Source organism: Candidatus Pelagadaptatus aseana, assembly GCF_040362265.1.
In the GTDB taxonomy this organism is placed as follows: Bacteria; Pseudomonadota; Gammaproteobacteria; order Pseudomonadales; family Cellvibrionaceae; genus Pelagadaptatus; species Pelagadaptatus aseana.
Genome location: NZ_BAABNJ010000011.1, coordinates 40,046 through 51,794, shown reverse-complemented (window position 1 = coordinate 51,794; position 11,749 = coordinate 40,046). Strand labels below are relative to the sequence as shown.

The window sequence follows — 11,749 nt, the reverse complement described above, 5'->3', positions numbered from 1 at the left end:
CATAGAGAAGGATTTTCCCATGCATAAAACCGAACTGGCTGACTTTGTCGCAGAAAAAACCGATCTGCCCAAGGCCAAAGCCAACGATATCGTTTCCGTCATTTTCGAAGAAATCACCAATACCCTGAGCCGCGACGAAGCCGTCAATCTGGTGGGCTTTGGCTCATTTAGCCAGCGACATCGCAGCGCCCGCACCGGCCGCAGCCCCAAAACCGGTGAAAGCATTCAGATACCCGCCAGCAACTCAGTAGGCTTCAAACCAGGCAAAGCCCTGAAGGATGCCGTCAACAACTGAACAAACAACAAACAAAGCGGCTACACAAAAACCAAAAAGGCCGCTTTTAACCTGTGTTTTAAGGCAGGCAGATCAAATTTCTGCTATTTCTATTCTGTGACCTCACGTCCGTGGGGCAATTAATTCGAACTTCCCGGCGGCAGAACCCTCAAACCCTTCCGTCGCTTTAAATCATTAAGAAAACAATATGAGTCTGACAAAACGTATCTTGCTGGCCATGGTTCTTGGCCTTGCTGTTGGTATCCTGCTGAATATCAGCCGTGATCTGCTGGCCCAAACCGTCAATTCCTGGATCGATGAATTCGTAATTCACGGCCTGTTCGATACCATCGGCCGCATTTTTGTCGCCTCACTGAAGTTACTGGTTGTCCCTCTGGTGTTTATCTCTCTGGTGTGCGGCGCAAGCCAGCTGGGGGGCAATGCCCGGATGGGCGCCATGGCCGCCAAGACCCTGACCCTCTACATGGCGACAACCGCATTGGCGATTGGCCTGGCTCTGACCGTTGGTCATCTGATCCAACCCGGTCAGGATATCGGCCTTGGTGAGGCCGTAAACTTCACTCCTCAAGAAGCCCCGCCGCTGAAAGAGGTGGTCGTCGATATTTTCCCAAGCAATCCCTTCAAGGCCATGGCCGATGGCAATATGCTGCAAGTCATCGTTTTTTCCTTGTTGATGGGTATTGCCGTCGCTAACTGTGGTGAGACCGGCAAGCGGGTCAGCGCCATCTTTCACGACATGAATACCGTGACCATGAAGATGGTCAGCATTCTGATGGATCTGGCCCCTTACGGTATCTTTTGCCTGTTGGCCAAGCTGTTTTCGGAATTGGGCGCCGACGCCATACTTGAGCTGAGTAAATACTTCTTCACCGTTGTCTTGGTGTTGTTGATGCACGGCTTACTGATTTACGGTTTGCTGTTAAAACTGCTGGCCGGGATCAATCCCATCGACTTTTTCAGACACCTGAAAGAACTGGTCATCTTTGCTTTCTCCACCGCATCCAGTAACGCTACCTTGCCCATCACTTTGCGCACAGCCGAAGAGAAGTTGGGCGTCGACAATCGCATTGCTTCATTTACCGTGCCATTGGGGGCCACCATCAATATGGACGGCACCGCCATTATGCAGGGCGTTGCTACTGCTTTTATTGCCCAGGCGTACCAGGTGGACATTGGCTTGAGCGGTTACCTCACTGTGATACTGACCGCCACCCTGGCTTCCGTGGGTACCGCTGGCGTCCCGGGTGTTGGCCTGATTACCTTGGCCATGGTGCTGCAACAGGTGGGGCTGCCGGTTGAGGGCATTGCCATGATCATTGGCGTGGATCGCCTGCTCGACATGCTGCGTACTGCGGTTAACGTTACCGGCGATTCCATGGTGAGTCTGGTGGTTGCCAAAAGTGAAGACAGCTGGGACGAGGCCGTGTTTAATCAGAGAGACTGATTTCAAATCGGATCAAAAAAGCCGGGGCATCTGCTCCGGCTTTTTTGTGTGAGGTGGAATACAACGCTTCCTTAGCTGTTCAACTGATTGGCAATTTCACCCAGGTCATCGGAAGAGGCGAGAATGTTCTCAACTGTCGCCAGTGCTTTTTCGCGATTCAGGTGCAGTTCGCGGTAGATAAAATTGGGAATTTCCAGGTGGGAACCCTGACCGATGTCGTGTTCCTGCAGCAACCGCTGAGCCACAAACAGCATCTTGGCATAGCCGCTGTTTTCACCTTCGTATTCGGGATGATGCTGGTGACGCAGAGCGGTGACCACCTCATCGGGCATATTCCACAGTTTCATCAACCAACCGGCAATCTGCTCACGGGACACACCCAGAATGTGCTGTTCAATCATATAGCTGGGCACGTGCGGATTGGCTTCAATGTGACGACAAATCGAACTGTAATAGGGTGGAAATACCTCAGCCAGAATCAGGGTGCCAAAGTTGTGCAGCAGTCCGGCCAGATAGGCCATACCAAACCCCAATCGATCTTCGCGGGGTTGTGCAGTAACCAACCCTTCCAACAGTGCGGCAGTGTAAACCGCCTGCTCCCAGTAAGGAGTTGAATTGCGAGGGCTGTCGTTCGGCATATTCAGGGTTTTGCCCAGAGCCAGACCCAGAGACAGGTTCATCACCATATCAAAGCCCAGTACCCTGACAATGGCGTCGTGGATCGACTTGATTTCACCCTGGGCAGAGTAATAGGGCGACGACGCCCAACTCACCACCTGAGCCGCCAGACTCGGGTCCATTTCAACGATATTCGCCAGATCGCTGATATCCGCCTCCGGGTCGACTCGCAACTTGATAATTTTCTGTGCCGTATCCGGCAGGGGCGGCAGCTCCAACGTTTCTTCCAGGCGCTGCTTGATTCGCAACGTGGTAAATTTTTCCACCGCCGAAGTGAGCTTTGCTTCGGTGCAACCATCGTGATGGGCCTGATGCAAAGGCCCCAGAGGTATGGCAATTTCACAGACCTTGGCTTTTTCCGCCATACGTTTGAATTGGTCCTGAGGGATTTCCAATACGCCGTCACTGACACCGGAATCGAGAAACACCTGAGGCTGATTCATCAGACTTTCATCGATAAGTGTTTCCATCCCCGCCAGATTCGGCAACGCCGGGATGGCTTGCAGATTGTGTTTGCGACAGAAACTCTCTATTTCTTCCGGCCGGGCAGCACTCATATCTCGACCGGTCTGCTATTTGACCAGGTCCAGATCGAGCAATGAATCGGCGGACAGTATCAACATCATGCGGCCGGCTTCGTCCTGCAAAATGGTCGATTTCGCAGCGCCTTTGCGACGCAGATTGTGGGCATGCAGGGGTTGATCGTAATCCTCTGACGCAACGTAATTCACCATCCGGTAATTGATACCTTGAGACTCAAGTAGCTGCTTGACGCTGACAGGTGGTGACACAGGGATCTCCTAACTGATTCTTTTTATACAACGATCAATACATACTAATGCACCGGATTCACCCACCGCAAATGCAAAAGTCTCAATTTCTAGACGCTGGCGTAATTTTCCGCCTGTCCCAACCAGCGCTGGATCAGCGGGTCGATGCGCTCAGGCAGTTCCTGCTGCAGCTTCTGAGCCAGTGGTTTTACCAGTTCCAGCAATTGTTGATCGCGCTGCAGGTCCGCCATGCGAAAACGCATTTCACCGGTTTGGCGGGTTCCCAGCATTTCACCCGGGCCACGCAACTGCAGATCAATCTCGGCAATGGCAAAGCCGTCGCTGGTTTCGCGCATGGCCTTAAGCCTTTCGCGGCTGTGCTGGGATAACTGCTCACCGTAAAGCAACACACAGTGGCTTTCCTGACTGCCCCGACCGACACGGCCGCGCAACTGGTGCAATTGCGCCAATCCAAGCCGCTCGGGATTTTCAATGATCATCAGACTGGCGTTGGGGACATCCACCCCCACCTCGATGACGGTGGTGGCCACCAGTAAATGTAAATCCCCCTGTTTGAACGCCGTCATGCAGGCCTCTTTCTCAGCCGGCTTCAGGCGACCATGAACCAGACCCACCTGTAACTCCGGCAAAGCCAGCTGCAGGGTTTCGGCCATATCTTCGGCAGCGGCCGCCTGCAAGGCTTCGGAATCCTCGATCAGGGTGCACACCCAATAGGCTTGGCGCCCTTCGAGGCAGGCGTGACGGACCCGCTCCACCACCTGATCCCGTCGCGATTGACTGATGGCCACGGTGGTCACCGGTGTTCTTCCGGGAGGCAATTCATCGATCACCGAACAATCCAGATCGGCGTAGGCGCTCATGGCCAGAGTACGGGGAATCGGAGTGGCGGTCATAATCAACTGATGGGCCTGATGCCCGGAGGATTTTTCCCGCAGCGCCAGACGTTGATGCACCCCAAAGCGATGCTGTTCGTCGATAATCGCCAGCCCCAGATCGGCAAACACCACCTCATCCTGAAACAGGGCGTGGGTGCCTACCACCACCTGAGCCTCGCCCGAGGCGACCAGCGCCAGTTGCTCGCGCCGCTGGGCTACTTTTTGCTTACCACTGAGCCAGCCCACCTGAATCCCCAGTGGCTCCAGCCAGGCACTGAAATTGATGCGATGCTGCTCGGCGAGAATTTCTGTCGGTGCCATCACCGCCACCTGACGACCGCTGCCCACCGCCTGTAATGCGGCCAGCGCCGCCACTACGGTTTTGCCGGAGCCAACATCACCCTGTACCAGACGCAGCATCGGGTAGGGCTTGGCCAGATCGGTGGCAATTTCCCGGGCTACCCGCTGTTGCGCGCCCGTGAGTTCAAAAGCCAGCTGGGTTTTAAAACGCTGTATCAGCTCATCAGGGCTGGCCAGCACAGGGGCCTGCTGCGCCTGCATTTTTTGCCGCAGTCTCTGCATGCTGAGGTGATGGGCCAGCAATTCCTCCTGGGCCAAGCGCTGCTGATAGGGGTGGGTACCGTCGGCCAGTTGCTGCAGCGGTGCATCCGCCGGCGGGTGGTGCAAATAATTGAGCATGTCGGTCAGACTGGCAGCCCCGGCAATGGTGCACCATGCGGGGGGCAGTAAATCTTCCATGCGGTAATCGTTGATCAGCCCCAGTGCCTGCAAGGCCAACCCACGCAGGCGCTGCTGGGTCAAACCCTCGGCAGCCGGGTACACCGGGGTCAGGGTCGACTCCAACGCCGTTGCATCGGATCCATCGATAAACTCGTACTCGGGGTGATATAACTCCAGACCCGAAGCCCCGCGTCGGGCTTCACCAAAACAGCGCAGCCGGGTTCCGGGCTGAAGCTTTTGCTTCTGCGCCCCGGAAAAGTGAAAGAAGCGCATGGTGATCAAGCCGCTGTTGTCCTGCAGGCGGCACATCAGACTGCGACGGCGACCAAACACCACATCACAGCCGCGCACCTCACCCTCCACCACCACATCCTGATTGGGCTGCAGGGCGCCGATGGGGGTTACCCGGGTGCGATCCATATAGCGCAGCGGCAGGTGGAACAACATATCCTGCAGACTGTGGATATTGATCCGGGACAGCTTTTCCGCCAGCTGTGAACCCACGCCTTTCAATACGGTGATATCAATCTGCGACAGGGCCGGGCTCTGGGGCTTAGCGCTGGGAGCCAAAGCTATACCTCTTCAGCATCGGAAAAGTCACACTGAACAATGGCTTTTTTCAGGGCATCGATGGCTTTGTGACGGGGAAAGCTGGCTCGCCAGGCCAAAGCGACCGTGCGCGTCGGCACCGGGTCCACAAAGGAGCGAGTCACCAGAATATCCGACGCATAGTGGGAAGCCAGCGCCGCTGAATGGGGCAGAATGGTAATGCCCAGCCCCGACGCCACCATATGGCGCAGAGTATCGAGGGAACTGCCCTCGGCTGCCGTGCGGGTGTGGGCGCGATTTTCCAGTCGCGGCTGCAGGTTGGGGCAGGCCTCCAGAATCTGATCGCGGAAACAATGCCCCTCGCCCAGCAGCAACACATCGTGGTCGTTGAGATCTTCCGGGTGAATGCGTTGTTTCTCGGCCAGCGGGTGATTGTGATCCATCAATACCACAAAGGGCTCGTCATACAGATTGAGGGTCACCACATCCGGCTCGGTGAAGGGCAGGGAAATGATGATGGCATCCAGGTCGCCCTTGCGCAGTCGCTGGCGCAGGGTAGCGGTGTAACCCTCTTCGACGTAGAGTGGCATTTCTGGCGCCATGCGCTGTAACTGCGGAATAAAGTGAGGGAACAGATAGGGGCCAATGGTAAAGATGGCGCCCACGTTTAACGGGCTGATCAACTGACCTTTGCCCTCGGAGGCAATCTCTTTGATGCGCGCGGTCTGCTCCAGTACCAGTTGCGCCTGGGCGACGATCTTGTCACCCAGCGGGGTGGTCTGAACCCGGCTCTTGGAACGCTCGAACAGTGGGGTACCGAGCTCCTCTTCCAGCTTTTTGACCGCGATACTGAGTGTCGGCTGCGATACAAAACAGCGCTCCGCGGCGCGGCCAAAGTGCTGCTCTTGTGCCAAGGTAACGATGTAACGCAATTCATTGAGGGTCATGGTCTTGCTTCCTGCCAAAATCAGGCACTATTCTGTCACAGGCAATTATTGTCGAAAACTATTAAATGTACAGCAAAGATAGAATTTATGGGCATCGAATTTAAGCTACTGCACAGCATGGATGACATCAGCGCCGATGCCTGGGATGACCTCTGGCAGACCCGCTACCCGTTTGTGCAGCATCGTTTTCTGGCGGCACTGGAAGCCAGCGCCTGCACCAGTGAAGACAGCGGCTGGCAACCACAGCACTTGATTGGCAGCGTGAATGGCAAACCGGCATTTGCCATGCCCCTGTATCTGAAACAGCACTCCTGGGGTGAGTATGTTTTCGACTGGTCATGGGCCGACGCCTATCGCCGCCATGGGCTGACCTACTACCCGAAGCTGGTCAACGCCATCCCCTTTACCCCAGCCACAGGCCCGAGGCTGGCATACACCCCGGATGCCCCGGCCAACGCGGTGGCACAGGCGATGGCGTTTTTACAGACTCACTGCCAACAGCAGGGCATCAGTGGCTTGCACTGTCTGTTTACCGAGCAGACGCTGAGTGAGCGGCTGACCGAATGCCAGTTGCAGCAGCGTCAGGGCTGTCAGTTTCACTGGTTTAATCGGGAATATTCCAGTTTTGACGACTTTCTGGAAACCTTCAGCTCACGCAAACGCAAGAATCTGCGCAAGGAGCGGCAACAGGTTCAAACCGCTCAGGTGAGTCTGCGCCGCTTGTCCGGCAACGATATTACCGACGCCGACTGGGACGCCTTCTATCAGTTTTACCACACCACTTACCTCAAGCGCAGTGGCGCAACCGGCTATCTCAACCGGGATTTTTTTCAACGCCTGAGTCAGGCCATGGGCGAGCAGTTATTGATGGTGATGGCCTACCAACAGGGGCAGCGAATCGCAGCGGCCCTGTGCTTTTTTGATGACCACTGCCTCTACGGCCGCTACTGGGGCTGCCACCGGGAAGTACCGGGCCTGCATTTTGAAGCCTGCTACTATCAGGGCATAGAGTTTGCGATTGAGCGAGGCTTGCAGCGCTTTGATCCCGGCGCTCAGGGCGAGCACAAGATTCAGCGCGGCTTTGAGCCCATACTGACCTTTTCCAACCATTGGCTCACCGAACCGGCCTTCCAACAGGCAATCGGCCCATTTCTCGCCTCTGAGGCGGATGCCATCCTCGATTACCAACAGCAATGCCGGCAGAGCCTACCGTTTAAACACACATCACAGGGGCCTTAGCACACAGCCAAATTGGCTGACAGACTCGACAATATGCCTTAACACCAGAGCCACCCACAGCAAGCAACGAAAGTGGCCAGAACAGAAACTGGGAAGAGGTATTCATCATGTTGATTCGCACCCTGACATTGATCGCCACGGTTGCCCTGCTGGCAGGCTGCAACACCAAGAGCATCAGCACCACAGCGGAAAATCTGACCGGGCAGGACCTGTTTGAAATGCACTGTGCCCAGTGTCATAAAGCGTCGGGCGCCGGCAATTTTTTAAAGGGTGTGCCCTCCGTGGCCCTGACTGACTTGACCGAGCATGAAATCAGCGAACAGATTCTGAAAGGCAAAAACAGAATGCCTTCCAGCCCGCGACTGAATTACGAACAGCGCATGAAGATTGCCCGCTACATCAAGCACGAACTGCACTGAGACGGGTGCCCATCAAGGTCACCCATGCTGCAGCCGCTTAGCGGCCTTTCCAGTTGGGCTTGCGCTTGGCAGCAAAGGCCGCCGATCCTTCAAAGAAATCCTCACTGTTAAGCAGATTATCAAACACCGTATGGGGCATGGTGACAGCTTCATCGGCACTGGCGAGATGGGCCGTCTTATTATGCAATTCCATGGTGCTGCGTACCGACATGGGCGAGGCCTGACAGATTGCCTGAGCCAATTCCATGGCCTTATCCAGCAACTGCGCTGATGGCACGGCGTAGTTGATCAGCCCCAGAGACAGGGCTTCATCACAGTCAATATCCGCCCCGGTAAGCATCAACTCCATGGCTTTTTTCAGCCCAATCTGACGGGGCAATCGCTGGACGCCTCCAGCACCGGCAAACAATCCCATTTTCACTTCGGGCAAGCCAAAGCGGGCGTGATCTGCGGCAACAATCATGTCGCAGGCCATAGCGATCTCAAGACCACCACCCAGGGCCAGACCATTGACCGCGGCAATCACCGGTTTGCTGCGATTGACGCGATTGGTTAATCCGGCAAAGCCGGTTTTGGGAATCCACATTTCCTGGCCAGAGGCCAGGTACTTCATGTCGTTACCCGCCGAGAAAGAGGCCTCACCGGCGCCGGTAATGATTGCCACCCACAGATCCGGGTCTTTTTCATAGGCGTTGAAAATGCCCTGAAATTCTTCATTGGCCTGAGGGTTCAACGCATTACGCGCCTCGGGTCGATTGATGGTAACGGTGAGAATCGGGCCATCGCGCTCCACCTTGGCGTACTCGTAACTGTCCTGAAAGGTATCGATCTCCGCGGGAGAGAACTTCGACAGCTGATCGCGACTGTAGGCGTAGCGATTGCCCCGGGGATCCGGCTCGACATAGATGGTTTTACCCAGACAGTCACCAGCCAGGGTCTGCTGCAGGGTATCGCTGTCGAGGAAGGGGTTGAGGGCATAGAAGCGCTTGCCACTGCCCACCAGACGGCCAATCACCACACTGTTCAGCGGATTGCCCTTGAAGTAGTTGACGGTATACGCCTCCAGTACCGCCTCACCCTCGGGGGCGTAATCGATCTCCGGCTTGGGATCGGCATCCACCAGCGCCTGATATGGGCGGCTGTCACTGGGCTGCCAGTCGCTGATCGGCGTGGTGGAATAGATGCCGGTGGAGTGTTTGGACATCCAGCCGCCGTTGCCATAGGCCATGCCAAAGCTGCCGGGATCGGCCCGCAGCGTCTCCACCAGCGAGGCAATGCCGTGCATAGTGTAGTTGTTGCCAGGCCCGCCGAAGAACGACAGCCCCCCGGTCTGGGTCAGTGGGCGAAGATCGTCATTGGCGATGCCGAGAATGTCCTTGGCTTCCGACACCACAATGGGGAAACAACTGTAGATATCCAGATGCTTGATCTCAGCGCTGGTTTTGCCCGCCTGTTGCAGCGACCCCAGCAGCGATTGCTCCATGGCCTTGGAATGGCCAATGTGAGCGCGCTCGAGCATGACCCGCTCTTTGGTATCGGTGTAGCCATGCAGGTAGACCCACTTGGATTCAGCAATGCCCAGTTCCCGGGCTTTGCCCACGGTGGTCAGCAACAGGGCTGCGGCCTGATTGACGCCGTCTTTGGCCACCAGATGTTTGGTGTAAGGCGACACCAGCAGCGGGTTGCTGTCGGTCGCGGTAATCAGGGTTTCAGCGTCATAGCCCTTCCGGTACATGGCATAGGGATTGGCGGCGGCTACCTGCGACAGACTGGCAAAACACTCGCCCATATCGCGATTGTAGCTGCCGAGGTCCTGCTGCAGATCACCGCGGCGAGCCTGTTCCATCAAGCCGTAAAACTGCATCGGCTGCATCAGCTTGTGCTCGAACTCCAACCGGGTCAGCAGGTGGTTGCCGTCGCTGACACCACGGTCTTCCAATTGACCTTCGTGGGTTTCGCGCCAGTCCAGTTTTACCTTCTGTTTGCCGGCCACCTTGATATTGGCCATGGCCTCGCCCCCGGCGAGCAATACCAGTTCGCACTGTCCGGCATGGAGCTTGGTAAAGAACTCGCCCACCAGTTTCTGCGGTGACTGGCCACCGACGATTTCATAGATGGCCTGCTTCGGATCCGCGCCAATGCGCTTGCCCACCGCCCGCGGGAAATTATTGGGCATGCCAAACGGGCAGGCCCAGGTCGGGGTGGAATCGGCAAACGTGCGCACGCAGGCGATGGTGTCAATGTGATCGGCTAAGCCTGAATCACCGGCATCCTGCAGCGCCACGCTGGCCGCCTGCCCCGCCAGATCGGCATGGGATGAAGCCTGGGTAATATCTTCCGGCACCTGCTCGGTGACCTGGCCTACGCCCACAATGATCGGGGTATTGTCGTTTACATTGGTCATATTAATTTCTCGTAATTTTGAGAGAGATTCTTCCTCCCTCCGGTCGTCAGAATGACAAGTATCAATAAATGTCATCCTGACCTGAAATTGCTCCTGCATTTCAGGCATACATGCCGTCCATGGCAATAAGCGTCAGCGAAGGATCTCTTTTTAGGCCCGGCTACTTAAAGCCCCAGCTGGCGGCTGGACAGATCGCGCATGATTTCCTCAGAACCACCACCGATGGCCATCACTCGAACCTCGCGATAGAGGCGCTCGGTTTTGCAGTCGCGGATATAGGAAATACCGCCCATGACCTGCATCGCCTCGCGGGCACAGAACTCCATGGTTTCGGTGGCCTGCACCTTGCACATGGAAATGTCTTCGATCTTCAGGCAGTGGTTGTCCATCTGCCAGGCACACAGATCCATGTAGGCCTGGGTGGCGTTGATGCGCTTGAGCATCTCGGCAAACTTGTGACGAATCACCTGATGTTTGGACAGCGGTTTGCCAAAGGTCTTGCGATCCTGAGCCCAACCGGCCGCCTCTTCCATACAGGTCTTGGCTGCCCCCAGCGACAGGGAAATAATCGCTAAACGCTCTTTATTAAAGTTGTGGACAATCGGCAGGAAGCCTTCGTTCTCCTTACCGATGATGTTTTCCACCGGCACCTTGACGTTATCCAGATAGATGGTGGCGGTATCGGAGCACCACCAACCCTGCTTCTTATCCAGCTTGGTGTAGGAAACGCCCTCAGCGTCCATCGGGATCAGCAACAGGGAAATACCGCCCATGCCATCACCGCCGGTGCGCACCGCGGTGGTCAGCCAGTTGGCGCGGGTGCCTCCGGAAATAAAGGTCTTGGAACCATTGACGATGTAGTAGTCGCCCTCGCGTTTGGCTGTGGTGCTGATATTGGCCACATCGGAACCGGCGCCGGGCTCGGTAATCCCCAGAGAAATGCGTTTCTCACCGGCCAGAACGGCGGGTATCACTGCTTCTTTCATGGCGTCACTGCCGTAGTTGACCACCGGCGGCAGGCCAATGCTGTGCACCATCAACGATGACGAGATACCGGTGGCACCACAGCGGGCAATTTCCTCGGAAGCGATGATGCCGTGGAAAGCATCGATGCCCTCGGAGATACCGCCATAGGCTTCGGGGTACCCCATTTGCAGCAAGCCCACTTCGGCCGCCTTGGGCCACAGTTCCAGCGGTACTTCACCTGCTTCTTCCCACTCGTCCACATAAGGGGTGATTTCCTTATCAACGAAGCGACGCAATTGTTCACGCCATTGGTTGTGCTCCTCGGTGTAAAAAGGGCTTTTCATTTGCAGGTCATCAAATTGGGTACTCATAGTCTTTCTCTCTGATCTTGCGGCCACACC

Annotated in this window: 10 protein-coding genes; 4 read left to right on the top strand and 6 right to left on the bottom strand. The window is 56.1% G+C overall.

Annotated elements, in window-relative coordinates; all coding sequences use genetic code 11:
* Nucleotide 1: 1 nt before the first annotated feature.
* Together ACPXV9_RS15065 and ACPXV9_RS15060 are read left to right on the top strand one after the other, a co-directional pair.
* Entirely contained in the window at nt 2–295 is a 294-nt protein-coding gene (locus tag ACPXV9_RS15065) for an HU family DNA-binding protein (RefSeq protein ID WP_423898803.1), read from the top strand.
* Between the two features lie 187 nt (nt 296–482).
* Nucleotides 483–1,739: a dicarboxylate/amino acid:cation symporter gene (locus tag ACPXV9_RS15060; protein ID WP_423898750.1), complete on the top strand. Its 1,257-nt coding sequence runs from the start codon at nt 483–485 to the stop codon at nt 1,737–1,739.
* 71 nt (nt 1,740–1,810) lie between these two features.
* On the opposite strand, the gene ACPXV9_RS15055 is transcribed toward ACPXV9_RS15060, so the two are convergent.
* The 4 genes from ACPXV9_RS15055 to ACPXV9_RS15040 form a co-directional block, all read right to left on the bottom strand.
* Nucleotides 1,811–2,974 carry an HDOD domain-containing protein gene (locus ACPXV9_RS15055; RefSeq protein ID WP_423898747.1) on the bottom strand — a complete coding sequence of 388 codons (1,164 nt, stop codon included), beginning with the start codon at nt 2,972–2,974 and terminating at the stop codon, nt 1,811–1,813.
* Between the two features lie 15 nt (nt 2,975–2,989).
* Nucleotides 2,990–3,208 carry a hypothetical protein gene (locus ACPXV9_RS15050; protein WP_423898744.1) on the bottom strand — a complete coding sequence of 73 codons (219 nt, stop codon included), beginning with the start codon at nt 3,206–3,208 and terminating at the stop codon, nt 2,990–2,992.
* A gap of 89 nt (nt 3,209–3,297) precedes the next feature.
* Nucleotides 3,298–5,394 (bottom strand): ATP-dependent DNA helicase RecG, encoded by a 2,097-nt coding sequence (recG, locus tag ACPXV9_RS15045; RefSeq protein ID WP_423898741.1) that lies wholly within the window; start codon nt 5,392–5,394, stop codon nt 3,298–3,300.
* A gap of 2 nt (nt 5,395–5,396) precedes the next feature.
* The gene (locus ACPXV9_RS15040) at nt 5,397–6,320 is read right to left on the bottom strand and encodes a hydrogen peroxide-inducible genes activator (protein ID WP_423898740.1); all 924 of its coding nucleotides are present in this window, start codon (nt 6,318–6,320) and stop codon (nt 5,397–5,399) included.
* Nucleotides 6,321–6,407: 87 nt separating this feature from the next.
* Between ACPXV9_RS15040 and ACPXV9_RS15035 the strand changes: the two genes are divergently transcribed.
* Nucleotides 6,408–7,559 (top strand): GNAT family N-acetyltransferase, encoded by a 1,152-nt coding sequence (locus tag ACPXV9_RS15035; protein WP_423898739.1) that lies wholly within the window; start codon nt 6,408–6,410, stop codon nt 7,557–7,559.
* A 107-nt stretch (nt 7,560–7,666) separates the two neighbouring features.
* A complete protein-coding gene (locus tag ACPXV9_RS15030) occupies nt 7,667–7,978 on the top strand; it encodes a c-type cytochrome (RefSeq protein ID WP_423898736.1) in 312 nt (103 codons plus the stop codon).
* A 37-nt stretch (nt 7,979–8,015) separates the two neighbouring features.
* Here the strand turns inward: ACPXV9_RS15030 and ACPXV9_RS15025 are convergent, their stop codons facing one another.
* A complete protein-coding gene (locus ACPXV9_RS15025; protein ID WP_423898734.1) occupies nt 8,016–10,382 on the bottom strand; it encodes an enoyl-CoA hydratase-related protein in 2,367 nt (788 codons plus the stop codon).
* A 164-nt stretch (nt 10,383–10,546) separates the two neighbouring features.
* The gene (locus ACPXV9_RS15020) at nt 10,547–11,719 is read right to left on the bottom strand and encodes an acyl-CoA dehydrogenase family protein (RefSeq protein WP_423898731.1); all 1,173 of its coding nucleotides are present in this window, start codon (nt 11,717–11,719) and stop codon (nt 10,547–10,549) included.
* Nucleotides 11,720–11,749: the final 30 nt, after the last annotated feature.

Bases quoted from the DNA above. Each gene is read 5' to 3' on its own strand.
- ACPXV9_RS15060 (WP_423898750.1), top strand. From the start codon at position 483: ATGAGTCTGACAAAACGTATCTTGCTGGCCATGGTTCTTGGCCTTGCT.
- ACPXV9_RS15055 (WP_423898747.1), bottom strand. From the start codon at position 2,974: ATGAGTGCTGCCCGGCCGGAAGAAATAGAGAGTTTCTGTCGCAAACAC.
- ACPXV9_RS15040 (WP_423898740.1), bottom strand. From the start codon at position 6,320: ATGACCCTCAATGAATTGCGTTACATCGTTACCTTGGCACAAGAGCAG.
- ACPXV9_RS15035 (WP_423898739.1), top strand. From the start codon at position 6,408: ATGGGCATCGAATTTAAGCTACTGCACAGCATGGATGACATCAGCGCC.
- ACPXV9_RS15030 (WP_423898736.1), top strand. From the start codon at position 7,667: ATGTTGATTCGCACCCTGACATTGATCGCCACGGTTGCCCTGCTGGCA.
- ACPXV9_RS15025 (WP_423898734.1), bottom strand. From the start codon at position 10,382: ATGACCAATGTAAACGACAATACCCCGATCATTGTGGGCGTAGGCCAG.
- ACPXV9_RS15020 (WP_423898731.1), bottom strand. From the start codon at position 11,719: ATGAGTACCCAATTTGATGACCTGCAAATGAAAAGCCCTTTTTACACC.